Source organism: Pseudomonas sp. RL_105y_Pfl2_101 (assembly GCF_963970585.1).
In the GTDB taxonomy this organism is placed as follows: domain Bacteria; phylum Pseudomonadota; class Gammaproteobacteria; order Pseudomonadales; family Pseudomonadaceae; genus Aquipseudomonas.
Genome location: NZ_CAXAPG010000003.1, coordinates 66,234 through 88,889, shown reverse-complemented (window position 1 = coordinate 88,889; position 22,656 = coordinate 66,234). Strand labels below are relative to the sequence as shown.

General features: G+C 59.5%; 24 protein-coding genes. 1 reads left to right on the top strand and 23 read right to left on the bottom strand.

The annotated features are described in order from the left end of the window. Position 1 precedes the first annotated feature (1 nt). A complete protein-coding gene (locus AACY31_RS05265; protein WP_339504052.1) occupies positions 2-3,562 on the bottom strand; it encodes a phage tail protein in 3,561 nt (1,186 codons plus the stop codon). A 135-nt stretch (positions 3,563-3,697) separates the two neighbouring features. On the opposite strand from AACY31_RS05265, the gene AACY31_RS05260 reads away from it, so the two are divergent. Next, positions 3,698-4,321 (top strand): hypothetical protein, encoded by a 624-nt coding sequence (locus AACY31_RS05260; RefSeq protein ID WP_339504050.1) that lies wholly within the window; start codon positions 3,698-3,700, stop codon positions 4,319-4,321. Positions 4,322-4,390: 69 nt separating this feature from the next. On the opposite strand, the gene AACY31_RS05255 is transcribed toward AACY31_RS05260, so the two are convergent. The 22 genes from AACY31_RS05255 to AACY31_RS05150 all read right to left on the bottom strand — a co-directional run bounded on the left by AACY31_RS05255 (position 4,391) and on the right by AACY31_RS05150 (position 22,656). Then, complete coding sequence (locus tag AACY31_RS05255) at positions 4,391-4,945, bottom strand: tail assembly protein (protein WP_339504169.1); 555 nt, start codon at positions 4,943-4,945, stop codon at positions 4,391-4,393. A gap of 75 nt (positions 4,946-5,020) precedes the next feature. Next, positions 5,021-5,419 (bottom strand): hypothetical protein, encoded by a 399-nt coding sequence (locus AACY31_RS05250; RefSeq protein ID WP_339504048.1) that lies wholly within the window; start codon positions 5,417-5,419, stop codon positions 5,021-5,023. Between the two features lie 94 nt (positions 5,420-5,513). Further along, the gene (locus tag AACY31_RS05245) at positions 5,514-5,945 is read right to left on the bottom strand and encodes a helix-turn-helix domain-containing protein (protein WP_339504046.1); all 432 of its coding nucleotides are present in this window, start codon (positions 5,943-5,945) and stop codon (positions 5,514-5,516) included. After that, positions 5,945-6,181: a DUF4258 domain-containing protein gene (locus tag AACY31_RS05240; protein ID WP_339504044.1), complete on the bottom strand. Its 237-nt coding sequence runs from the start codon at positions 6,179-6,181 to the stop codon at positions 5,945-5,947. The genes AACY31_RS05245 and AACY31_RS05240 overlap by 1 nt, the downstream gene beginning before the upstream one ends. Positions 6,182-6,464: 283 nt before the next feature. Beyond that, positions 6,465-7,223, bottom strand: coding sequence for a C40 family peptidase (locus AACY31_RS05235; RefSeq protein ID WP_339504042.1), 759 nt, complete (start codon positions 7,221-7,223; stop codon positions 6,465-6,467). A gap of 2 nt (positions 7,224-7,225) precedes the next feature. Then, on the bottom strand, positions 7,226-7,975 hold the full coding sequence (locus AACY31_RS05230; protein WP_339504040.1) for a phage minor tail protein L: 750 nt from the start codon (positions 7,973-7,975) through the stop codon (positions 7,226-7,228). A 9-nt stretch (positions 7,976-7,984) separates the two neighbouring features. Then, positions 7,985-8,323 (bottom strand): phage tail protein, encoded by a 339-nt coding sequence (locus AACY31_RS05225; protein WP_339504038.1) that lies wholly within the window; start codon positions 8,321-8,323, stop codon positions 7,985-7,987. Then, positions 8,323-12,243: a phage tail tape measure protein gene (locus AACY31_RS05220; RefSeq protein WP_339504036.1), complete on the bottom strand. Its 3,921-nt coding sequence runs from the start codon at positions 12,241-12,243 to the stop codon at positions 8,323-8,325. The genes AACY31_RS05225 and AACY31_RS05220 overlap by 1 nt, the downstream gene beginning before the upstream one ends. A gap of 60 nt (positions 12,244-12,303) precedes the next feature. Then, positions 12,304-12,804 (bottom strand): hypothetical protein, encoded by a 501-nt coding sequence (locus AACY31_RS05215; protein ID WP_339504034.1) that lies wholly within the window; start codon positions 12,802-12,804, stop codon positions 12,304-12,306. 358 nt (positions 12,805-13,162) lie between these two features. Next, the gene (locus tag AACY31_RS05210; protein ID WP_339504032.1) at positions 13,163-13,678 is read right to left on the bottom strand and encodes a hypothetical protein; all 516 of its coding nucleotides are present in this window, start codon (positions 13,676-13,678) and stop codon (positions 13,163-13,165) included. Positions 13,679-13,726: 48 nt separating this feature from the next. After that, complete coding sequence (locus tag AACY31_RS05205) at positions 13,727-14,656, bottom strand: phage tail tube protein (RefSeq protein WP_339504030.1); 930 nt, start codon at positions 14,654-14,656, stop codon at positions 13,727-13,729. Positions 14,657-14,716: 60 nt separating this feature from the next. Further along, entirely contained in the window at positions 14,717-15,112 is a 396-nt protein-coding gene (locus tag AACY31_RS05200; RefSeq protein WP_339504028.1) for a phage tail terminator-like protein, read from the bottom strand. After that, entirely contained in the window at positions 15,109-15,489 is a 381-nt protein-coding gene (locus tag AACY31_RS05195; protein WP_339504026.1) for an HK97 gp10 family phage protein, read from the bottom strand. The genes AACY31_RS05200 and AACY31_RS05195 overlap by 4 nt, the downstream gene beginning before the upstream one ends. A gap of 2 nt (positions 15,490-15,491) precedes the next feature. Next, the gene (locus tag AACY31_RS05190; RefSeq protein ID WP_339504024.1) at positions 15,492-15,857 is read right to left on the bottom strand and encodes a glutamate 5-kinase; all 366 of its coding nucleotides are present in this window, start codon (positions 15,855-15,857) and stop codon (positions 15,492-15,494) included. A 2-nt stretch (positions 15,858-15,859) separates the two neighbouring features. Continuing rightward, entirely contained in the window at positions 15,860-16,237 is a 378-nt protein-coding gene (locus tag AACY31_RS05185) for a hypothetical protein (RefSeq protein WP_339504022.1), read from the bottom strand. 3 nt (positions 16,238-16,240) lie between these two features. Continuing rightward, on the bottom strand, positions 16,241-16,507 hold the full coding sequence (locus tag AACY31_RS05180; RefSeq protein ID WP_339504020.1) for a hypothetical protein: 267 nt from the start codon (positions 16,505-16,507) through the stop codon (positions 16,241-16,243). Between the two features lie 49 nt (positions 16,508-16,556). Continuing rightward, positions 16,557-17,525 carry a major capsid protein gene (locus tag AACY31_RS05175; RefSeq protein ID WP_339504018.1) on the bottom strand — a complete coding sequence of 323 codons (969 nt, stop codon included), beginning with the start codon at positions 17,523-17,525 and terminating at the stop codon, positions 16,557-16,559. A gap of 9 nt (positions 17,526-17,534) precedes the next feature. Beyond that, complete coding sequence (locus AACY31_RS05170) at positions 17,535-18,281, bottom strand: DUF6651 domain-containing protein (protein WP_339504016.1); 747 nt, start codon at positions 18,279-18,281, stop codon at positions 17,535-17,537. A gap of 149 nt (positions 18,282-18,430) precedes the next feature. After that, on the bottom strand, positions 18,431-19,504 hold the full coding sequence (locus AACY31_RS05165; RefSeq protein ID WP_339504014.1) for a hypothetical protein: 1,074 nt from the start codon (positions 19,502-19,504) through the stop codon (positions 18,431-18,433). Continuing rightward, complete coding sequence (locus AACY31_RS05160) at positions 19,504-20,883, bottom strand: DUF4055 domain-containing protein (protein WP_339504012.1); 1,380 nt, start codon at positions 20,881-20,883, stop codon at positions 19,504-19,506. Before AACY31_RS05160 ends, AACY31_RS05165 begins: the two co-directional genes overlap by 1 nt. A 2-nt stretch (positions 20,884-20,885) precedes the next feature. Continuing rightward, a complete protein-coding gene (locus tag AACY31_RS05155; protein ID WP_339504010.1) occupies positions 20,886-22,205 on the bottom strand; it encodes a phage terminase large subunit family protein in 1,320 nt (439 codons plus the stop codon). Then, positions 22,180-22,656, bottom strand: coding sequence for a DUF2280 domain-containing protein (locus AACY31_RS05150; RefSeq protein ID WP_339504008.1), 477 nt, complete (start codon positions 22,654-22,656; stop codon positions 22,180-22,182). Before AACY31_RS05150 ends, AACY31_RS05155 begins: the two co-directional genes overlap by 26 nt.

Sequence of the window (22,656 nt, the reverse complement as noted above, 5' to 3'; positions counted from 1 at the left end):
GTCACACGCTCAGGTCAATGGCCAGGTTGCCGTTAGGGTGGTAGAACTTCAGGCCGCTGCTGTTCAGGGCCATACGCCCCTGACCGGCTACCTCGCCATTCATCTCGAAAGCGCCGGTTTTGTAGATCGCCCAGCCGGTCTGCCCAAAGACATAGTTGGTCGACTGAATCACCGAACCGATTTTCGCTGTGGTAATCGTGCCGTCCTGGATGAAGGCTGAGTTCATGAACACCTGCCCGCCCTGGACTGCAAACGGTACCGAGATGGCGCCGCCGGCAATGGTGTTCACGATGGCGAAACGGTCCGCGCTCACCAGGAACTGGCTTTGCAAACCGGCCGGACCGTTCTCGATGCCCAGCCCAACACCAGCAGTGATGTACTGTCCCGTGCCAGAGTTGTACTGCAGCTTCACCGACCAGGTGGCCGACACCTTCCCGCTCACGTCATTGATGATCGACGTGTTCTGTTGGATGGCGGTTTGTTGAGAGCCAACGGTGGTGCTGAGCTGGCTGATCTGTTGCGCGGTGGCCGACTGGTTGGTGGTCACCACCTGCGTCAGCTTGGTGATGTTTGAAGAGTTCTCTCCAATCTTCGTGTCGAAGGTAACCAGCTCACGGGCAATTGCCTCATTTTCGGAGGCGCTTACCTTGCGCTCCTCCGCGATTGCGGCGGTGCTGGTCCAACCCTTAATGGCGTCTGCCAGGTCACCCTCACCGTTGTCGTCACGGTACGACGCACGCAACGCTTCGAAGGCCGTGGTCTGGGCAGTGACGACACCGTCAATCTCGGTGATGTCAGTGGTGTTGGTTGCCACCTGTTGCGCCAGGCCGTTGGCTGTCTCGACCGACTGCCCAACATCGAGCCAGTAGGTGGCGTTCGGCGGCGGATTGCCAGTCGGAACGTTCTGTTTGGCCTGGTAAATGCGATCCGCCTCTACCACCATCTGGCCTTTCAGGTATGCCTGCGTCGGCACATAGCCGCCAAGCCCCTCCAGGTTGTCGATCTGATCCTGAAGGCCGGGGATCTTCTCGATTTCATCCAGCAGGTCCTGACCCAGTTCCGTCTCCGTGATCTGGCCGGCGATCATTTCCAGGATGGGCCCAGCGTTAGAACTGGCCTGGCCCATGACGCCGTTGACCACCGGATACCAGGGGCCGACGTTCCCGGTCCGATCCACCAGGCGCGCCCAGAAAAAGAACGTCGCGCCAGCCAGCAGGCTTTGCAGGTTGTAGTCGCTCTGGGGGTAAGCCAGGTCAGCCAGCTTGGTAGCGTTCGCCAGCACGTTGGTCGGTCCATACCAGATCTCGGTGCGCTGAGTGTCCTCGGCTCCAGCAGGAAAACCCCACTTGAGACCGATGCCGAACAACAGCGACGTTGCCGTCAGGAACGACACCGCCGGCGGCAGGCCTTCCTTGCCCTTGAGGTCGGTCAGCACAGAGTTGCGCCAGATCGACGATATGTCGAAGGCACTCACCGCACGGACGCGAGCCACATAGGCGCCCGCATAGATGCCGACAACATCCACGTTGGTCGAGCCGGTGCGCTGTACCTTGATCCAGTTCCCGCTGTCCTTGCGCCACTCAATGTCATAGGCCACAGCTCCTTCCACGGCGGGCCAACTGATTGTCATGGTGGCCACCGCCAGCCCCTGAGCAACAGAAGAGGTCGACGCGACTGTGACACTCGCAGGCGCGGGCACAACGGTGATAGGGATCACGCTGATTGGCCGATCTTCCAGGCGCGCGCCCGTGTCGATGTGGGCAAACTTGCTCGGTTCGTACTGCAGAGCGCTTATTTCGAAGTCGCCCTCGGTGGTGCGCTTGGTCCGGAGCACCCTATACAGCGGGATCGCCAGGTCATCCGCGTCGAGCGCCCACTGAAGCTGGGGCCTGGGCGCTTCGCTGTAGGCGACGGTCACGGTCACGGCGCGGCCCGACACGCTCTGCACCGTGCGCCCTTCAGCTCGGCCGCCAGGTAGGTTGATGATCAGGCGATCACCCGCCTTAGCCTGGGTGTCCCGGTCCAGGGTCACCACGCGACCGGCAACGGCAGATATACGCCCGCCAATCTCCCGGCCGGCCAGCAGCGAGTCGGCCACAGGAATGATGTGGCCCGGGAGCGGAATAACCCCTTCCATGCCGGTCTTGAAGGTGACGGTGCGGTCTAGGTTGTTACTCAGTATCGCCCACTTGCCCCGGCGCTGGGCCTCGGAGGCGCGAGTGCAGCCAATGGCGCTCAACTCGGTTGGCCGGTCCCCATAGCGGCGCTGAAGACTCAGGTCCGAAAACGGAATGACGTCGGAATCGTAGTTGTTCGCCGGGTTGTCGTAGCTGACCAGAGCTCGGGTGTACCGGGTCTTCGCCGAGGCGCTGCCGTAGGCAAATTTCCCGTCGATGACGTTCGCCCGAGTGAAGACGTAGTCGAAGTCCTGGGCGCGAGGCATGTCTGCCTGCATGATCAGTTGGCCCTGAGCCCAGTAGGTCATCCCACGGTAAATGCCAGAGATATCACGCAGCAGCGTCCAGGCGTCGGCCTTGCCTTGCAGGTTCATATCACAGAGGAAGCGCGGCTCAGTACCGCCAAGGCCATCGGGAACAAGCTGGTCGCAGTACTGCGCGATCCGGTACAGCTCCCACTTGTCGACCATGAACGTCTTGATGCGCTTGCCCAGGCCGAAACGGTCCTCGGTGCAAATGCCGTATGTGATCCAGGCCGGGTTATTGGTCCAAGCCAGCTTCATGCTGCCATCCCAGGTGCCGGTGTAGGTGCGGCTGATCGGGTCGTAGTTGCTTGGGACCTGCCATTTCCGGGCCTTGCACTTCACGGTGACAGCCGGGATGTTGGTGAACTGCTCGGCGTCGAACTCGATGTACAGCAGCGCGGTGTTAGGGTAGCGCAGCTTCGCATCGATCACCTCAGTGAAGCCGGCGATCAGCATGGTGTCGGCGATCTTGTTGCTGTTCTGGTTGGGTGTCAGGCGGCGGACGCGGATCTGCCAGCCGGTGGTTGCTTCGGGCAGGTCAACACGCTTGGAGCGCTCGTAACGGGTAGTGGTCTTGCCATCCACAGCATCGGTCAGAACTTGCTGATAGGCACCGCCGTCGGTAGCCACGTCGATTGCGTACTCGATCCTGTAGCCGCCAATGTTGCCCTGGTCGTCCTGGCGCTGGAGCGCTGGCCAGGCGAAGCGCAGGCGTACGGCCGACAGCTGAGTGTTCGTGACAGATCGGACCCAGGCCGCATCGCTACGCAGTTCGATGTTCAGCGATGTCTCGTTCTCTACCGACGGAATTCCGGGGATGTAGGCCTGATCCACGGAGCCAGGGCGCCAATCCCATTTCACGTTCGGGAAGTTGACGTTGCCACTGGCGTCATTGATCGGCGTGTTATCCAGGTAGATGTCGGCCGCCGTTGGCACGCCTTCAAACTCGCCCTCTCCAACAGCAATCAGCAGCTTCGCGACGTTGGTGGAGCGCAGGTTATCGTTGGCCTCGGTTGGCGATTTTGGTTTGCTGCTGCCGCCCTTCTCGCCACGGATTTCCATCTTTCGTGCTGCGCCCATGCTTTCCTCCAGGCGAAAAAAAACCGCCTCATGTGGCGGTCTGTGTATCTGTACAGGGTGGACGAAATGACAGTGGCGCGTCAGTCGCAGCGGAGCGTAGCCTCCCGGGGCGAATCCACCCGGCTGGGAGCCATCATGAGTTCATTGCTCTTTTACATGGACGAACACGAAGCCACTGTTGTGACTGACACCCTCATCGTAACGCCTGACGAGGTCTTCCTCGGGCACGCCAACAAAGCAGTTTCGGTTGATGAGCTAAGGCTGATAACCGCCGGGACTGGAGCCGCCGACCTGTTCATTCACTGGATCTCCTTCGTGAATGAAGAGAGTGCTGCCTCGGATGTAGATTCTCTCAACGATCAAGCGACCGAGCGACTTCAGGCCATCTGGCGCGAAATGCAGCGCCAACTCCCCGCCCTCTCGGATCAGACAGCAACGATCTATCTTTTCGGGATTTCCAACAATACTGGCTTTGTTCATAGCTACGTCTACCGCTCGACATCGAATTTCGAATCCTCCCGACTCGCGCACGGCCTGGCAATGAGGCCGGCGGTGACTGCCGAGGACTTGGGAGGGGTTGAGTATTGGAACTTCCCCGCAAGCGGAAAAGAAATCATGCGAGTGCAAGCTGCTCTGGAGCACGCTAAGCCGAAGGGCCAGCGCGTCCTTATTGGTGGAGTGGCAAGCGTCCTCAAGCTAACCAAAGATGGAATCGAGTTCTTATCTTTGGGGCCGCTGGATATCGCTACCCCTCTCTAAAGTTGATGGGTGCGGGGCGGAACGGCTCCGAGCTTGGCCGGTACTCCCTGATCTGCATCTGCTCCTTGGTCATGCCTTGTCCTCCGCGTAGATGCTAGCGCTGATGATCATCCCGCCCCACCGGCGCTCGCCGATGCAGATCGGCACCGGGTTACCGCTGGCCGTAGTGTTCTTGGCGCTGCCGAAGGCGTAGGACGGTGCGTTCTCGGGGGAGGCACTGGTCTTGAGGCCAGAGGCCTGGGGGCTGAGCATTTGGATCACGCCGCCTGCGAGCAGCGCGATACCTGCGGGTGCCGTCGGCGCACCGAAGTAGCTGGCCGCAATCAGCACCGCGCCGATAATCGTCTGGAGCAGGCCGGCCCGCTTGCTCCCGGAAACGACAGGGACAATGCGGATCTCTTGCGCGCCGCCGAGAGCAAAGTCCTTCTCGGCCACGTTCTTCCGGTTCCGGAAGATCGCGAAGCGCATGCCCTTTCGTTCAAGGTCCCTGATCGCCGCCTCAAATCCCTCCAGGGTGCACTTGAGCGCCTTGAAGGCCTCCCCCACGGACTTACTGCCAAGTTCACGATAGTGAACCCGGCCAAAGAGCTTGATAAGCGGTCCAGAAAGAAGAATGGTGGTCATGGCTGGGTTGTTGCTGAGCGTGGCTGCCAAGGCTTTTCTCCGGGCGTAAAAAAACCGCCCGGAGGCGGCTTCTTGTCATTGCATGGTAGGTGATAGGTCCATGCTCATCGCTGAGTCTATGGATATCCTGAATTTCTTGGTGCTGCCGGCCTTGATGTTGGTTTCCCGCTCTTTCAGGCCGCTCCCGCAGGATGACGCCGAGACAATGTGTTCGCCTGGAGTGACGCGGAATTTCGCGGTCTCGCCGGTACCGATTTCTGCCGCCTGGCGGCCGTCGATGCTCACCTTCGTATTGCAGCCGCCTCCGACAAAGCCCTTGTCCCGAGTGACAACGAGCGTCGAATCACCCATCGTCGGGGCTTGGAACGCAAACAATCTGGACGATGGGACCGGGTCGGCTTCACTGGACGGAACTGGAGAGGTCGCACACCCCGCCAGCAAAGCAACAGCTACCGCGCCTACGAACAATCTCATGGGGTCACTCCTGTGGAAGATGGCCACAAGATATCAGAAATGAAAAAAGCCCAGCGGGTGGGCTGGGCTCTTGAGAGTCGGACTTGTTGGTGGTTTAAGCGGCGTGGGCTTCCACCCAATGGTCCTTACAGTGCTGGAACGTCGCGCTTTCGTTAGGCGGAGTCCCGGCATCAATTCTGACAGGTCCATAATTCGCGTGAATGAAAGCAGAATACCAAGCTCTCATAGCGATATCGGATGCGCCAGGAACAGGGTCGCTGCCCTTCTTCTCCCAGTTTGCAATGGTTTGCACATCAACTCGGAAAAGTGCTGCAGCTTCTTCCTGGATCAGATCCTGTTCCTTCCGAAGAAACCGGAACTGATGGCCCGTCATGGGCTTCTTCTGCTGAACGATGTCAAGAGCAATGGCTCGATGCAGGCCTGCAACGTCCTGAATCTTCACGCCCTTTCCATAGGACGTCTCGACAATCGTATAGCCGTTTTTCAGGTAGATGCCTTCCAGGCCGCTCCCTGTATATTCGAACATTACGTCACCTCCCATACGGTGATAGCAATCATTTCGCCCGGATCCATGACTGGCTTAACGGCCGCAACCACGCAAACGATATCCCGCGGCGCGGGCTCGCACATTCTAAATTCGAAGCTTTTATGTTCCGCGCTGTACGTTGGACCTCTGATTATGGCCCCGCGTTGCAAGCACCTCAGCGCCTCACCAACAGTCACTCCCCGCTCGGCAAGCCTCTGCAGAAAATGATCAGTCATGATCACTCTCGACGAGTCACGCGCAAGCACATGAATCAGGTTTTCCAGTTCCCCTGGTGACCATAACGGTGGAATAGTGCTCATATAAACCTATAATATTTATAGGTAGCGCAATAGTAGTGCGCAACCCAAGAATGTCAATACATGTGTAATTCGACGTTTTTCTTGATCGACGGAGCGCCAGTTCGGACAAGCGTTCGCCGCTTAACCGCAGTGTTTAGGCCGACAAGCGGTACATTTCTAGGGTCAGCATAGTCAACTTTTGCATCAAGGTGGCCCATTGTCATCCCTTCGCATGCCTGTGCCTTAGGATCAAGCGCGTCCGGTCCAACCAAGGGCCGCCAAAAACGATGATCTCGCTCGGGCGACCGTACAAATGGTGAAGCAGGAACGGCCCGGGGCCGAACGTCGCGGCATCCTCTCCAGGCAGCGCCGGGTTGGCGCCAAGGAAAATACCAGCGTGGTTCGGGTGAACCGTCCGGCCCACCTCCATCACGATCATGTCGCCGCGCTGCGGCTGGTCGACCCGGTAGAAGCCGGCGGCCTCGTAGTTCGCCTCGTACAGGCTGGTGTTGTCCTTGTTCTCCCACCAACCGTCGGCGCGCTTGAAGGCCTCAAACTCCAGACCCCACTCGCGCTTGTACCAGTCGGCGCAGACCTGCCAACAGTCCCAGGCACCGTGGACGAATGGGCGTTTCAGCAGCGGCGTCTCGCCAGTGGGCACCACCGTCCGCAGATCACCCTCCGGCCAGCTCAGGATGTGCCAGGGCATGGCCGTGGCTTCGCACATCGCCAGGTCTCGCGGTGACGGCCTGCTGGTGGCGTCCGGGTGTGAGTGAACAATGCCGATAATCTCGCCCAGGTCTTCCGCCGCGGCGTAATCCTCAGGATCGATGATGAATTCTTCGCTCGGCTCGGTCGCGATGTTCCTGCATGGGAAGTACTGCTGCTTTCGACCCAGGGCCAGAAGAAGCCCACAGCACTCTTTCGGGTACTCGGCCGCCGCGTGCGCCTGGATCGCGCTCAAGATGTGCTTGCGCATGGTCAGCTCCGGGCGATCAGGGAAACAGCAGGGAAGCCACCGAAAGGCAGCGGATTACCTTCGCCGAAGCGCGGGATACAGCCCCGGCCCAGCGTGGCATCGCACTCATCCATCTCAGGGTTATCAGTGGGCAGGCCGTCCTTGTCTATGTACGGCCCGGTGTACTGGCAGTTGGGCCCGCGATAACCACCCGTCAGGCACCAATGACACAGCATCGTGGCCTGGCGCCCTATGGACTCCCCGCCCACGTCGCCCGGGCTGGCAAGCTCCCACGTGACCGTCTCCCCGTCCTCGTTCGTTTTCTGGTCTATGTACCAGACCTCGATCGTTTCCTGGGTTGGGTCTGCCTGGGGATTGCCGCTGGGGAAGTTCTCCGCGTCGAGGTACGTGCCCAGCGTGTGCCGCATGGTCAGCTTGAACTCAAGCAGATCGTCGAAGGCCAGGCACAGGGCGGTAATCCGGCCATTGACGTTACCCACCGACAACGTTGGGCGGACCGCCGTGCCGTCACCGTTGGATTCAATGCCGTCAATCTGCATCGGCCAGGCGCTGTACTCGTTGCCCTGCCAGTAGATCGGCTTCGCTGGCAGCTCATCGGCAGCAGCGCCGGCGGCGATCAGCTCGGCCGGAGTGTGCGGGATTGCATGCCCATGGAAGCGCAGGATGTCCGCACCGTAGTCGGAGCCGTCCAATTCAAAGAGCAGCACTTCGCTGCCAGGCTCAAGAACCTGGATATCACTGATCAGCGGCATGGTTGCCCCTTATGGATGGAAGGATTGTCGAAAGGTCGCCGTAAGCGTGTAGTAATCGCCCTGACCGTCACTGATATTCGGCGACTCCCCAAGGTACATACCCAGCTCCCCCAGAGGCGGCTTCCAGAGGAACGACTTGGCCCCGCCATGTTGGTCTAGAAACGCTTTGATCGCTTTGATCGTCGCACCATTCCCGCTTACGGAGATGCTCCACTCCTCCGAAACGTTGTTCGGTCCGTCGGCAGCGATCTGCTCGTAGCCATCGCCAAATTTTCTAGACCTGGTGGCATAGCTCGTCGCCCCGGATGATTGCGCATGCACGCACCAGGTGAACGTTTCGATAGCCATCAGCCCCTCCCGTTGATAACGCGCCAGATGGCGCCGCCTGGCTGCAAGCCTCGGGCAATTGCTGTTTCGGCTTCTACCTTGGCTGCCTGCTGGATACCCTTGCCCAGTTGCGTGGTGTCTTCCGTGGTGGTCGCGCCGCCGTCACCGGTGGTATGCACGGAAACTGCCACGGGGAAGTTGTAAACGTTCCCGCCGCCATTGCCGCCACCACTGATAGCCCGCACACCCAGTTGACCGCCAGCCGTGCGGGCCAGCGGCATGATCGCCTCCTCGCCTGCCTCGCCCATCACGCCAATCCCTCCGCCAGCCATACCGAACGCTGTCGGCTTGCTGACGATGGAGTTTGTGAAGGCGCCGCCGTTGGCGAACATCTGCACGCCGCCAGACCAGGCGCCGCCCTTGGCCTGTATGCTGCCAGGGGTAAAGCCTGATAGGTCGCCGGAGTATCCAGCCTGGGTTGAGCCTGCAGATGTTGCGCCGCCGCCGAAATACGAACCAGCGGCGGAAGCCGCAAGACCAAATAGCGCGCTCATTGCCTGTGAGCTGGCTTGCCGGACAGCAATGCGCGCCATGTCAGCCAAAACGGACTTGGTGAAGTCCGCGAATGACAGCTTCCCAGTCATGGCGAAGTTGACGATCGCGTCCTCCATCGAGCTGAAGGCGTTGGTGAATAGCGATTTGCTTTGGCCGGCCACATCAGCAGCTTGCTCGGCATAGTTCTGAAATGCCGACCTTGCACCGTTCGACCAGTCGGCCTGGGCCTTATCCACCTTGGCCCAGCCATTCACCATGATTGCGACCCGCTGCGGGAATAGCTCCTCAGTGATATTGATCTGATCCTGCAAATCCTTGCGCTGCTGGTCAGTTGACGCCCTGGCAAGCTTGGTACGCAGATCAAGGATTCGGTCGTTGTGATCGCTCTCCAGCTTTAGCCGCTCCGAAGCTCTTTGTGCCTCTTCCGAACCCTGCCCAATAGCAGCGGCTGCTTGGTTGGCCGCATCCTGCTGGGTTTGGAGCTGCTTCTGGATCTGCAGTCGATACTGCTCGGCCTGGCTCAGTTCGCCACTTTTTTCAATAACTGCGGCGTAATCCTTTGATGCCTGACCAAGCGCAATACCATATTGCTCCTGCGTGATCTTCCCCTTGGAAAGTGCAAGCTGAAGCTTCTCCTGGGCCTCGGTCAGATCTCGAACAGCCTGCGCTGCTGGATCTGCCTTTTTGTAGAGAGCATCGAAGGCGCTCAATGCGGCGCTCATCTCACCTTTTTCGCTAGGACCCTTGGGGGTTTTTGTTGGCTTGTTTGGCGTGGTTCCAGCAATAACTTGTGCTGCAGCCTCATCTGCCAACTGCTGCGGAGTTTTGCGCGGAACAACTGGCGCAGTACCGCCATTGGTCAGCAGTCCATAACCACCAAGGTTCTGTTGCGCAGCCGGCTTGGTAATCAATGATGCGTAGGAGGCTGCGGCGACCTTCTCTATGGCTGTGATTTGACGCTTCGAGCTGTCCTCGGCAGATTTCGCCGTTTCTGCGTCAGCCTTTTTCTTGGCTGCTGCAAGATCCTCAGCGGCCTGCATGGCGGTGTAGCTCGCCACCAGCAGAACCTTCAGTCGCTCCTGCTCGACTTTGTTGTTCTCCTTGACCGCGTCTTGGTACTTATTGAGCAGGTCGGTCTGCGCTGCGATGGCCTTGGCTTGCTCTTGCTGCGACGAATTGGCGCCCATCTTGATGGCGGTGTATGCCGCCTCAGCCGCTGCGTTTGCGCCAACCAGATCGCGGGTCTTGGTAAGTTGGGCGATGTACTTGTCCCACGCCTGAGCGCTGACTGCCTGCGTACCTGCTGCAATGGTCTGTACGTCCGCCAGGGCGGTAGTGGACTGCGTCAGTGACCCGGTTGCGCCGGAAGCCCGATTCAGCATCTCGCCGAGCTTTTCGGCGCGATCGGTATTTGTTGAATAGGCGGTAGCCGAGTCAGCCAGCTTGCTGATCTGATCATCAGTCAAGGTGGTATTGGTGCGGGCCCACTCGGTGACACTATCCAGAGAACGCTTACCATCGCGAACCTCTTGCACCATCGAGTTGAACTTCTCGCGATAGCCGTTGGCGCTGTTACCGATCTGGAGGAATGCTTCTGCACCATCCAGTCTGTATTGCTTGATGGCCTCTCCGGACTCCTCCAGCGATGCCTTCTGCTCCTTGATCCATTCAAATTTTTGCGAACGTTGTTGTTCGGCGTTCAGCTGGGCGAACTTCGATATCGAGTCGTCCAGCGTCAGGTTCTGATCGATCAGTGACTTGGTTGCAGTGTCAGTGCTGGTAGAAAAATAGATGGCCGCGCCAGCCGCCAAGGTAATGGCTGTTGTCAGCAGCCCCATAGGTCCACCAAGGAGTCCGAGAATCGCAGAGCCTGCCCTTGCTCCACCGCTCTGCGCGGCGTTCAGACGAAGCTGCGCGGCGTTTTGAGCGTTCATCGCAAGCGTGTCAGCTTCGCGCGAAGTCACCAGTCGTGCGTTTCCAGCAGTGACAGCAGACTGAGCGATAATTTCTGAACTGGTTGCCTGGGCTAGCGCAGTCCGTGCAGCAGTTTGTTGGGCTGTAATGATAGCCTCGGTCCGACGAATCTCCGCTAAGCGAGCGAGAGATTGCTGTCGTCCAGTCTCGGTGATCTGCGACTTTAGCCGCTGAGTCTCCAGGGCCCGATCCGCGACCAGCTGAGCCTGGATAGCCTGTATTCGGATAAGCGCGCTTGCTTGGGCGGCTCGTGTAGAAGAAGCCTCGACCAGTGATCTCTGGGAAATCGCCAGAGCGGCAGCCTCTTCGGTTGCAGCGCGTCGGGTAGCTTGTGCGGCAGCGGCTGTAGACGCAACGTCGGCCTGTCTTTCGGTGACAATTTGCGCTTGTGTCGCGACGATTAGGTCGTATCTAGCCTTGACCGCCAGCCCTAGAGAGCTGACCAGTCCGACACCAACTTTTGCAGCGTAAGCACCGGTTATCGCCATCAACGCATCGGTGTTGGAGACGACTGTTTTCAGCCCATCACCGCCGACAGCAACGACATTGCCGAGGCCGGTCGCGATGGACTGAATTCCATCGATGACTTCTGGTTTCGACAGAGAGTCGGCCAACGCATCAACCGAACTGATAAGCGGATTTATGTCGATCTGCCCTACAGCGGCAAGGAAGTTGTTTTTCAGTGCGGTCGATGCCTGCTCAAACCGGCGCGGCATACGATCAAGCTCTGAGTTCAGCGAAGTCAGAGACTTGAGAAGCGCATTGGTAACAACCTCAGCAGTGATCTTGCCGTCGGCAGCCATCTGGCGAATCTGGCCGTTGGTGACGCCCAGGTATTCGGCCAGCGCACGGGTGATGCGAGGCCCCTGCTCCATAACAGAGTTCAGTTCCTCGCCGCGAAGCGTGCCAGAAGCCAAGCCCTGGGATAGCTGAATCGCCGCGTTAGATGCCTCTTGCATGGTGGCGCCGGAAATTACGAACGCCTTGTTGATAGCATCGGTTACGCCAAGCAACTGCTCCGTGGTGTAGCCGGCACCTCTGGTTGCGTTGGCAAGCCGCGTGTAAAGCGAAACCGTCGACTCCAGCGAGCTGCCGGTGTTGTTGGCCATCGTCAGAAGCTTCTGAAATGAATCGCTTGCTACCGAAGTTGACGAACTTACGAGCGCCAGCGAACCCTGCATGGACTTGAAGGCGTCTGTAAGTCGGATGATCTCGCTGACTACTCGACCAGCACCGAGAGCCGCGAACGCCACGCCGGCAGCGCGAGCCGCCGAGCCAGCTCCAGACATGGAGTTGGCAGCCTGATCGCCAACCACAACAAGGTTGTTCAGGGTGATACGAAGCTGTTCACCATTCCGCTGAGCCTGCCGCGAATCGATGATGATATCCAGGCGGCTGGATTGCTGGGTCATAACGTTTCTCCGGGCGAAAAAAAACCCGCCGGAGCGGGTTGCGTGATTTTTTGTACTGCGCTAGATCTGGATCGCCTCCAATACCCACGCACCTCTAGTCATATCAAATCTGATGGTCGCGTCGAACGGATTAGGCAAGTAAGCGCCAAATGCGTTTTTTGCCCTGACATTCGCGCTGACCCTAAAGGTGCAGGCGCCGCCTACCCGCTGAACACTGACCTCGGGGTCGTTAGGCCATGGGAATACGGCAGAATCTGGGTCTTTGAGGCGGCGCTTTACTTCAAGGGTTACGGCGCTGAACGCACTGACGGGATCATTGCACTCTTTCTGGCTCCGCTCCTTCCTGGCGTCCGCCGCTGCGGCATAACTGTTGGCCTTCATTCCGGCGGTGGGATGACGCATCAAGTAGAGAGACAGGACGAAGTTTGCGATCAGTGCGACGGATAATGCCAGCACCGAGCCCTTGACTATCGGCATCCTTGTTGGAACCTTTGGCCACGCCAGAATCAGCAGCGCTAGGCCTACTGCGACACCCATGAACCCAAGAAATCCACCGAACATTAACGCTCCTCCCTGTTTGATGGCATCAATCTACCACCATCAGAGGGAGCAGCCAAAGCAGCCTGTACGACTACTTTGCAGTTCCAGGCGATACAAGGCCGCTTCTATTTTGCGCCGTCCTGTTGCTCTGCCCATCTTTTGCGGAAATCGTCATCAAGGGCGAATATCACAGCATCAAACTCTTCGCGGGAATATCGCTCACCGTAGGCTGCCAGGTAATCGCTTAGATCCCGAACAGAGAGAGGCGCCGGAACACCGTTCATGCCGACATACTGCCGGCCCCGACTGATCACGTAATAGGCTTCCAGCATATCGGTGGTTGGACCGTCCAGCTCTGGCGGCTCAGGAATGTAAACCCTCAGCTTTTCGTGGACTTCTCTTTTGCGCTCGTTTTCCGGGCCCGCCCACACGGCTGCCCAGCGGTAGGCGGCAAGGGCTTTTCCACTGTGTTGGCCACCTGCTCCTTGTGACGCAAGGCAATGTCGTTGGCAGCATTCAGGGCGAGGAAGTAAACCTCTGGCATCTGCTCGATGAGAACAACGCCGCGCTCCGGGGTGTATGGCGCTGGTGCGTCTGGATCTTCCGCCTCTGCAACACCCTCCCAGTCGAGGATCAGGTGTTTGCATGCCAGCTCAACGAAAAGAATGTCCGGGTCTGGAATTTCAACCGATGACTTCTTGAGGATGTCGAACTCTTCAGTGCCAACGCCCATCTGGCGCGAGGCGAATTCAAGGTGCCGCTGAATCTGGCGGTAGTCGCTGGTGTAGCCCGGGCGAGCGGACGATCCGACCTGCAAGCGCAGGCCGGGGGCCGGCTCGATCCAGCGCGTAGACACAGCATCCAACGGATCTTTCTTTTTCAAAATAAAGGCCATTCTGTACCCCAGCAACGAGGCCCTTTCAGGCCTCTGCATGATTATCAGTTAAGGCGTAACAGCCGGTACGCGAGTGATCGTAGGCGGGATGCGGCGTGCCGAAACTGCCAGCTCAACCTCGATGATGTCGGTCGCGCCGCCATCCGGCCAACTGCCGACCGCTTCCATTTCTGGCAGCAGCACCGTGTAGGCGCCATCCTCGTTCTCGAGCGTGAAGCTCATTGCCACCGATTCGCCGGTACGCTGTTTGCGGTACAGGGCGTAGGAAGCGGCAGACCAGGCCACGGTGACGCTGCCTGAGGCGCTGAAGGTTGTCGGGATGATGCTGCCGGCGAAGGCATCGCCAGAACCGAGGCAGCGCTGGGTCTGGACTGCGTTGTCGAAGGTCAGCGACATTGCACTGATGCAGGTTCCGTTAGCTGCCGAAGCGGCTACGCCATCCAGCGTCAGGGCGGTGAAGTTCTTGAAGTTGAAGCGCGGGCCGCTTGGCTCAGCAGTTGCCGCACTGAAGAAGCTGGTGCCGTCGGCCTTGTCTTCCCAGTCGGTCGCCGAGAACGTGGTGTCAATGGTGACATCGTTGTCGGTGCCGAAGGTGAAGGCCATCGAGGCGACTTGCGCGCCGCGAGCAACAGAAGCAACGGTCACGTCGCTGGCGTAGGAGGCAATCGAGTAGCTGATGCGTTGATTGCCCATGGTCAGGGAGTCAGCCGTCCAGCGAGCACCGAAGCACGACTCCAGGAAGTCATCGACCGCGCCGCCGTAGCGCCACTTCATGCCGATCGCGCCGGCGACATCAACCGTGGTCGGCGTGGTGCCCTGGCTCATTCGAGTCGAGCCAATTTCATTGTTTTCTGCGGTGTTCTGGGTTGGGCCGATACCGAACGAGGTACGGATCAGCTCTTTCCAGCCGGTCGCGGGCGTCACGCCCTGGGTTACTTCTTCAACATAGGCCGTGGCGACCTTTGCTCCTGACGACATGGGTATGTCTCCTATCAATAGGCGTAAAAAAACCGCTCGGGAGCGGCTGGGTTTTCGGGGCTAATACGCCCTGTAGGGGATTTGCACGTTGATCTGATACCAACCGTTGCCGTCATCGCCAAGGGTTACTGCCGAGGCCGCGAAACAGTCGAAACCGCTCTCGCTAAAGAACTCGAAGTGCTGCACCAGCGTGTCAGCCGCACGGGTGATTGCCAGCGTGCCTTTGTAGCTCGGTACGAACAGCTGAATGATCACGACCCCAGTGCGCTGTACGCATGGCGATAGGCCGACTTCTGGCGTAGAGGACAGGCCCGGCACGTTGGCCAGCCTTGCCCAAATCGGCTTCCCGGACGGGTCGAATATCTCGTTGTTCGGGAAGTCGACGCTCGCCGCCGGGATTCCCGTCCACTGCGTCATGCGCGTGGTGACGATGTTGCGGATCTGCTCGAAGGTCATTGGTTGGCCCGCGCTACGCTGTTGAATGCTGCGCCGAACATGCCTACTGGCGCCTGTTTCGAGTGGCCATCTTCAAGGCGCTCGATGTAGGGCAGGTTGTTCTGCAAGTACACAACCGTGTACGGCTCAAGCCCGCTGAGGCGCGATGCACCCTCAATGATCGTGGCCCCGCCCGACTTATCGTAGCTATCCAGCACCTGATAAACCGGTGACCCAATACTCACGATGGTGTTTGCCCTTGCGCGGCCGGTATCAACCGGCATTCGCATGGTCACCTCGTTGAGCAACTGAATCGCGATCGTCCTGATCTTCTTCGATAGGTCCTGCTCTACCGCGCCCATAAACAGGCTAGGCGGAATGCTCCAACCTCTTGCCATGCTCAAGCCCTCCGCAGGTGAAGCTGGTACGTTGCGCCAGTTGGATCGGGAATAACCAGGTGGACGAGAAAGTTTTCAGTACCGGCGCTGATGGCGTGGCCTACGTCCGGCACGGCGTCTATCTCGTTGCTGATGATGACGCACTTCGCATCACCCACCTTGATGTTGATCCCGTCGATGCGCTCGACCTTAAAGCCGGTGATAACGCCACGACCTGTGTAGGTGATTGTTTCTGCCGTGGTTTCTTCGGTTACCGGGTCAAAGACGCCGGGGCCGTTGTAGCTGCCGACGATCTGGCTCACTGCATCTTCCAGCTTTCCGTCAAACGCCTTGGACAGCCTGGTCTGAAGTTTGTCCTTCATGCCCATGCTCAGCCCCTCACCATCGCGATGGAGTTGGTGCCAGTGACCCATGGATAGATCAGCGCCATGGCGAAGCTCTCCCCGGAAGACAGCGCGACAGATCCCTGAACGTAGGTTTCGCTGACAGAGACGCCGCCCCCAGCCGATACCGTCTCGCTGATGGTCTCGCGCTCGACGGCCTTGTACAGCGAGCCCGTCGAGGCGATCTTTGCAACCTGGGCGCCGGCCTGCTTGATCTCGGCCGGTACTTCGGCGGGAACAGGACGCTTAATCTTGCTGGTCAGCCAGGCATTGGCCTGCATCACAGACATAACCGGATCACCGGTGCCCGCCCAGTCCGACCCCAGCAATGCGTCAACGTCTGCAACAGTGATGAAGTCGGTCATGGGTTATTCCTGATCGGCCTTGTCGAGCAATTCGGCGAGGACTGGCTTGTTGGCCGAAGCATCGAAGTCGATACCTTTCGCGGTCAGAGCAGCCTTGATCTGATCGACGTTAAGACCTTTCGATAGGCGCTCGACCTTCGCCATTGGCTCTGGATGCTCGTAGTCATCCGGCGCGAACCGGGCGTCGATGATCTTGTAGCCTTTCTGGCGCAGTTCAGCCTTGCGCTCAGCGGTGACCGGGTGCTTCTCGTAAACGACTTTCTCGTCCATGGTGGACTCCTGGTAGGTGGATCAGGCGACCCGAAGGCCGCCGTCTCGATTACTGAGCGGCGTCGCCGATGGTGAGAACGCCAGCCGAGGCCTTGATGCTGTTCGCGACCAGGTCCCAGTTGGTGCCGGTAGCCAGTTCGGCACTGGTTGGCGACTTGCCACCGTTGGCGGTGTCCCAGGTGTAGCCCTTGAGACCCAGGCCGAAGGTGTAGTCGGCTTGCATGGTGGTCTCGATGCGCTCCTTGCCGTTGGAGGTCTCGATGTTGGTGATCAAGTCGGAACCGTCCATCACCACAGCAGCACCGTCGGCCAGGCTCAGCACCTTCTGCTTGTTCGGCGTGCCGGCCTCGTACAGAGCCGCAGCATCGGTGATGATCACGGCCTTGCCCAGGATGTCGACAACCTGCACGCCACTGAAGGTGAACAGCTTTTCGGCGTTCGCCAGGTTCTGGCCCAACAGTTTGTGGTACATGGCGCCGGTCATGACCTGGGCGACCAGACGTTGCGATGCATCACCGAACAACGCATGGGCGTTGTTGATGGCGATGTAGCTCACGCCGGCGGTAGCCGAGACATCGTTAGTGGCGGACGGCTGGTTACCGATCGCAGCCGCCAGGGCAGCAATGGCGGTATTCAGCTGGTCCGACATGATGGCTTCGGACAGGTTGCGGCTGATAACTTCCAGCGCTTCTTCCGGGTTCTTCTGAATCCAGGAAAGCTGCGAAGGCTCCCACAGGATCGGGCCGAAACCACCCGCGATCTTCACGGAGTCGTACTGCTTTTGGGCCAGAGGGGTTGCAGCTTGGTTGCCGTTGGCGGCGTAACGGTCAACACGGCGCTGGGCGCCGTGCAGGCCAGCCCAGAACGACTCTTGCAGGAAGTCTCCGTCAATGCCCTGGGTGGTCAGGCGGATGGAGCCCGCCGAAGCAGCGTTGAACTTTTCAACGTCTTGCGCCAGGGTCTCGATGGTGACGCGTTTGAGGTATTCGTTGAATACCTTCATGTTCGAAAGGGCCATTGGGCCTCCTTATTCGCTAGCGGTCAGGCCTTTGATAGCAGCGACTCGATCTTCCTTGCTGCCACCAAAATTGCCCTTGGATTGGTTGTTCGATCCACCGCCGTTGGGAGCGCCGCCGCCATTGGCACCGGAGCTCTTCAGGATGTGGTCGCGATGGGGGTACTGTGAAACGAGGGTTTCAAGCGCTTCGTTGAAGTCGGCAAACTCACCAGGGCGCGCACGGCTGAAGACCTTCTGGCCCTGGCCGTCATAAGCGACAACCTTGCCTTCTTCGATCTTGAAATTGCCACCGAACGCGGCCTGCACCATGTCAGCCGGAATCGCCATCTTCTCGGCGATGAACTGCGAGCGGGCGAAGCTGCCACCAATCTTCTCGGAGTACAGTTGCTGCTCGAGTGTCTGCGCCTTGCCGTTGGCTTCATCCAGTTGGGTTTGGTAGGCCTTGCTGATCTCGCTCTTCACCTTCTCGATCTCGCCGGCATCCACCAGCGTCTTGGCATCGAGATTTGCAACAATGCCCAGGGCCTTTTTGGCCGCCGCAGGGTCGTCGATGCCTTCGAAGGTCTTAACGATCTTCTCGGCGGATTCGGCGCGCACGCGGTGGTCTTTGGCTTCTGCGTTCAGGCGGGTGATGGTGCTGCGAGTGCCCACTGCGTCGAAGGCTACAGTAGTGCCGTCGTCCTCCACATACAGCGGCTTGCCATCCTGGATCTCAGCGTATTGCTTGCCATCCACTTCAACAGTCTTCAGTTTCATCTCGTCTCTCTGGGCCATCGGGCCAGTTGATGAGCCATCCGGCTCCTTGTCGCCCCGTCCATCCGAACCGCAGGCAGAAAAAAGCCCCGCACGTGGCGAGGCCGGGTTGCGACACAAAATCGAATGTCGGCATTTCGTGTCGCAGGGAATTACAGGCGCTCCCGCAACTGATCCAGCGTGAGGAATTTCCCGCGGTCGTTGTAGAAGTCATCCAGCTTGAGCTTTTCCTGCCTCAGCAGCTTTCCGCGCTCAGGCCCCAGGATCTCGTCCTGGCGTGCCGCCGACTGACGGCCAAGCCATTGGGCATAGTTCGTTGACTGCGGCACCTGGCCGTCCATGGAGGCGCGCGTGGCTCCATCGCTGAAGCCAAGCTTCGATGCGCTCTTGAGGATCGGCAGTTTGGTCGACCGGCAGCACCAGTGGATTCGCCCGGGGCCGGCCAGCCATGGGATCTTGTGCCCGATGGGCAGGTAGGTCCCAAGGGTGTACGGCAGGCGGTCCCTGATGCGGCAAGTGGTCGAGGTGCGCGTATCCAGCGTACTGATCCACTCAACGTGGCTGATGATGTCGCTGTTCGCCTCGTACGCCTTGTCGCTGGCAGCCTCGGCGGTGCTCGATACGGCAGACCGGACAACGGCCTCGATCTCCCGGCGCGACTTCTGCAGAATGCCGTCGGCGTACTTCTCTGCCCGGGTGCCCATGATGCTGCGGACGATCTCGGCAGTGGTTCGCCCCTCAACCACCCCGGCACGCACGGCATCGCGAACCGACGCAGCACGTGACGCCTCGATGCCGCCCATCCACTCCCTGAGCAGTCGCCCCTGGAACGGCCTGGCCTGGGCAATCGCCTTGACCTGACTGAACTGAGCGGCCGCAATCGGGAAGGTTTCCTGCACAACCGCAGGGATCACCGCCTGTAGCGCGCCTTGCTGGAAGGCGATCTCATAGCTGATCAAGCCGTCGGTGGCCTGGTCCAGCGCCTGGCGGATCTCCACGAAAGTGGACTGATTCAGGCGCAGGACCGTAGACAGAGCCGAATCCACCGAAGTCGCCGACAGATTGGGGCCGAGGTTGTCGATTGCCGCGATCAGCGCAGCACGCAGCTCGGCGTCCTTGCTGTTGAGGATCTTGATGATCGTCACGACCCGGGCATTGCTCAGGTGCTGCAGATCAACCTCGTGCCCGATCAGCTTATCGAGTAGCTTCTCGTTGGCGGTCTTCATCACATCGTACCGAGTGCGGGGCCCTGGGCTTCGATTTTCGCAAACTCATCGGCCCAGTCGTATTCATCACTGATGACGCCGCGGCGCTGCATCTCGGCGAACAGGGTTTCCTTGGACAGCATCCCGGCATTGGCCATGGCCACCAGCGTCGGCAGAGACACTTCTGGCATGTAATCCACATCGAAGTTGCCGCGCATCTCGACTGTGCCACCATCGCCCAGGCCACGGTAATCGGCCATGAACTGGAGAAGCTGGGCCAGGCAGTCGGCAAAGTGATTTGCCATGCGGGCCAACGGTGACAGCTCCTGCGCTGCCTCCTCATCCGCCTGGGTTGCGGTCTTGGTCGCGCTCTTCTCTGGCGTGAGCAACTTGGCACCAGCCATGCGCATCTCGTCCAGCAGGTCTTGCAGGGCTTCCCTGCCTGCCTTGACCGCCGCCCCGGTGTGCTCCACGTACTTGAGGTCGCCATCCTTGGGCAGATCAGTCAGCGCACCGGTTCCCACCTTGAATTCAGGCGGCACGGGCTTGCCCTGGTTGTCGAACATGGCCTGCACACCGATGCGCACCAGGATCGGCACACGAATAACGTGGAGGATGTTGTCCTGGTCACTCTGGCTTTGCCAGTGCTTGACGTTGAGGTGGGCCAGCTCCAGGAGTGGCGGCTTGGCCGTCATGAAGCCTGTGCGGCCGGTGTAGAACGTCACCCATAAGATTTTCTTGAGGCTGTTGGTGCCTTCATCGTGCAAGGCCCAGGCACCACCTTTGGCGCCCATGCGGTACGTGCGCCACGCTCCTGGCTCAAGCACGCGGATCTGATCGACGCACTTGGCGCCGAACTCCCCGTCCTCTTCCTCGACAGTCTCGATGTAGCGAACCATCGTGAGCTGGCCGCCTTTCGAGCGCCAGCCCAGCACTTGCTCAGGCTTGACCATCACCGCATACGGGCGAACCCCTGCCGCGACCTCTTCGGCTTGGGTGCGCACACCGTCCACCGTAGGGTGATCGATGAACGCATGGCACAGGCCGTGGCTCAGGCCCTCGCGGAAGAACTCAACAGCCCAAGAATTCAGGTCATTGCCAGCATGGTCAATGTCCTTGGTCATTTCATTGAGCTGCTCGGGAACATCATCGCCAACCTGCAACGGCTCAGCGAAAACCCGGGAGGTCATGTTCCCGACCGTTTCCGAGTAGGCCGGCAGCAGCGTGGAGAGACGCAGGCGCTCCTTGTACGACTCGTCAGCCTCGGCGGGGTACTGGGGAAGAAGACGCGTTCCAGCCGCCCGCATCGCCATCGTTCCACCCATGAGCGGAGTGATCACGTCCCAGTACTTGCGCATGGCGTCAACGGCCGGGAGCGTGTCGCTTGGGTTATTGCTCATGATTACATTCTCAAAGGCTGGGTGACTGTCATGTCGGCGTTTATCGGGTAGCGCTTGGCTATGAAGTAGCCGCCGGCATCGTTCATGTGGTCGTGACCCTTTTTAGGGTCCTTGTCAGGCTCGCCCTTGTCGTTGTAGGTCTGCCGCTCAAGGCACAAAGTGAACTGAGGGCATTGATCAATGTTCACCTTCATCCGGCGCTCGCCGTAGGTGTTCAGGAACATAGCGTTGACGGAATTCACTCGATCCTTCACGCCCGGGTTGGTCGAGTTGACCACGACTGTGAAGTCGGCCTTCATGAGCAGCGACAGGTCTGACTCGCTGGCGTTCTTGCTGCTGGTGTTCTGGCCCGAGGCGTCCGGGTACACGGCGATGTTGTGCCCGACGAAACGCACCTTGATCTTCTCGATCATCTCTGGCGTATCGCGCACGGAATGGAACTCATCTAGCGCCAGCGGAAGGCCGTCACGGACGACAAAGACCACTGCTGCCATCTTCATGACGTTGAAGTCCATGCCGATGTGCAGGGCCTCTCCTGGCTTGATTCGCTCGCTAGTCCTGCACTCGGCGCGGCTGAAGGTGTAGTAGACAACGCCCGAGTAGTTCTCAAACCCGGCCTCGTATTCCTGGCGGAACGTGCGCGGGTCCATCTTGCGCTTGGCAGCATCGAGCTCTTCAGGGGGGACGTTCCCGCCTTGGAGTGATGTGTACTGCCAACTCTTGTGGTCTGGCTCGCCGCCTGGCTTCCCGTCAAGGTAGGTGTCATAGCAGTGGTTGAAGCCTTTCGGCGTGCCAATGCGCAGTGCATGACCGCCTTTACGGACCCCAACATCTGGGATCGTGTACTGGCAGGTCGAAAGCATTGGCCGGAGGACTTCCTCCCAGGCCGCGTACTTGCAGTCGGCCCATTCGTCCACCAAGACAAAGAACAGGCCGGACCCTCGCAGGTCATCGTAGTTCTCAAGACCCACGCACCGGATCAAGTGGCCGCTCTTGAGCGTGATCAGCATGTCCGTTTCGTTCGGCTTGCTCTCACGCCACTCTGGAGGGATGGCCTGCTTCAGCCTGCGCCAGAAGACGCGACGGGCCTGTTTCTGTGTAGGGGCCGCGTACCAAATCTCATCCTCGACGCTCACGCCCCACTCAGCAGCCAGTCGGGCGGCGCGGCGCATCTCAGCCTTGCCGAGGAACGTCTTGCCGAACCGGCGACCACACACCGCGTCACGGAAGCGCGCATCGGGCTGGAAGCCCCACACGTAGATGTTGGCCTGCTTCTTGGTCAATTGGACCGGAGCGTCATAGGTACGGGGTAGTCGGGGCATTCTCGTCAGGCTCCAGCTTGTACTCAGCAACCGCGTGCTGCTGGTCCGCTTGGGAGCCCAGGGGCTTATCGGGTTCTGTCTTGCGGTTGACGTACATGTCGCCGCATTCCTTCGCAGCCTGCTCCAGGATCTGCATTGCCAGGGAGATGTTCTTCATCCCTTCGGCCCGCTCAACAAACCGGTTCATGATGCGCAGCCGACGGGCGCGGTTAGCGATAGGGATTTCCGCCGTCTCTTCACGAAAACGCTTGCGGGAATCCTCAAATACCGTTCGCCACTTTTCCGAAAGCCGGCGCCCTACATGCTTTGTCGGGTCATATGCGGCGCATTGCTGGCGACCAACTTCCAGGCCGAACTCTTGCTTTACTGCCTCCGACACCTGGGATGGCGTGTCAAAGCACGCGAGGGCCTGCACGATAAAGCGCTTCACTTCATCATTCAGCGCGGCCAT

What these genes read in the sequence shown, in the direction of transcription:
- AACY31_RS05265 (WP_339504052.1), bottom strand. Translation starts at nt 3,562, where the DNA reads ATGGGCGCAGCACGAAAGATGGAAATCCGTGGCGAGAAGGGCGGCAGC.
- AACY31_RS05260 (WP_339504050.1), top strand. Translation starts at nt 3,698, where the DNA reads ATGAGTTCATTGCTCTTTTACATGGACGAACACGAAGCCACTGTTGTG.
- AACY31_RS05255 (WP_339504169.1), bottom strand. Translation starts at nt 4,945, where the DNA reads ATGACCACCATTCTTCTTTCTGGACCGCTTATCAAGCTCTTTGGCCGG.
- AACY31_RS05250 (WP_339504048.1), bottom strand. Translation starts at nt 5,419, where the DNA reads ATGAGATTGTTCGTAGGCGCGGTAGCTGTTGCTTTGCTGGCGGGGTGT.
- AACY31_RS05245 (WP_339504046.1), bottom strand. Translation starts at nt 5,945, where the DNA reads ATGTTCGAATATACAGGGAGCGGCCTGGAAGGCATCTACCTGAAAAAC.
- AACY31_RS05240 (WP_339504044.1), bottom strand. Translation starts at nt 6,181, where the DNA reads ATGACTGATCATTTTCTGCAGAGGCTTGCCGAGCGGGGAGTGACTGTT.
- AACY31_RS05235 (WP_339504042.1), bottom strand. Translation starts at nt 7,223, where the DNA reads ATGCGCAAGCACATCTTGAGCGCGATCCAGGCGCACGCGGCGGCCGAG.
- AACY31_RS05230 (WP_339504040.1), bottom strand. Translation starts at nt 7,975, where the DNA reads ATGCCGCTGATCAGTGATATCCAGGTTCTTGAGCCTGGCAGCGAAGTG.
- AACY31_RS05225 (WP_339504038.1), bottom strand. Translation starts at nt 8,323, where the DNA reads ATGGCTATCGAAACGTTCACCTGGTGCGTGCATGCGCAATCATCCGGG.
- AACY31_RS05220 (WP_339504036.1), bottom strand. Translation starts at nt 12,243, where the DNA reads ATGACCCAGCAATCCAGCCGCCTGGATATCATCATCGATTCGCGGCAG.
- AACY31_RS05215 (WP_339504034.1), bottom strand. Translation starts at nt 12,804, where the DNA reads ATGTTCGGTGGATTTCTTGGGTTCATGGGTGTCGCAGTAGGCCTAGCG.
- AACY31_RS05210 (WP_339504032.1), bottom strand. Translation starts at nt 13,678, where the DNA reads ATGGCCTTTATTTTGAAAAAGAAAGATCCGTTGGATGCTGTGTCTACG.
- AACY31_RS05205 (WP_339504030.1), bottom strand. Translation starts at nt 14,656, where the DNA reads ATGTCGTCAGGAGCAAAGGTCGCCACGGCCTATGTTGAAGAAGTAACC.
- AACY31_RS05200 (WP_339504028.1), bottom strand. Translation starts at nt 15,112, where the DNA reads ATGACCTTCGAGCAGATCCGCAACATCGTCACCACGCGCATGACGCAG.
- AACY31_RS05195 (WP_339504026.1), bottom strand. Translation starts at nt 15,489, where the DNA reads ATGGCAAGAGGTTGGAGCATTCCGCCTAGCCTGTTTATGGGCGCGGTA.
- AACY31_RS05190 (WP_339504024.1), bottom strand. Translation starts at nt 15,857, where the DNA reads ATGGGCATGAAGGACAAACTTCAGACCAGGCTGTCCAAGGCGTTTGAC.
- AACY31_RS05185 (WP_339504022.1), bottom strand. Translation starts at nt 16,237, where the DNA reads ATGACCGACTTCATCACTGTTGCAGACGTTGACGCATTGCTGGGGTCG.
- AACY31_RS05180 (WP_339504020.1), bottom strand. Translation starts at nt 16,507, where the DNA reads ATGGACGAGAAAGTCGTTTACGAGAAGCACCCGGTCACCGCTGAGCGC.
- AACY31_RS05175 (WP_339504018.1), bottom strand. Translation starts at nt 17,525, where the DNA reads ATGGCCCTTTCGAACATGAAGGTATTCAACGAATACCTCAAACGCGTC.
- AACY31_RS05170 (WP_339504016.1), bottom strand. Translation starts at nt 18,281, where the DNA reads ATGAAACTGAAGACTGTTGAAGTGGATGGCAAGCAATACGCTGAGATC.
- AACY31_RS05165 (WP_339504014.1), bottom strand. Translation starts at nt 19,504, where the DNA reads ATGAAGACCGCCAACGAGAAGCTACTCGATAAGCTGATCGGGCACGAG.
- AACY31_RS05160 (WP_339504012.1), bottom strand. Translation starts at nt 20,883, where the DNA reads ATGAGCAATAACCCAAGCGACACGCTCCCGGCCGTTGACGCCATGCGC.
- AACY31_RS05155 (WP_339504010.1), bottom strand. Translation starts at nt 22,205, where the DNA reads ATGCCCCGACTACCCCGTACCTATGACGCTCCGGTCCAATTGACCAAG.
- AACY31_RS05150 (WP_339504008.1), bottom strand. Translation starts at nt 22,656, where the DNA reads ATGGCCGCGCTGAATGATGAAGTGAAGCGCTTTATCGTGCAGGCCCTC.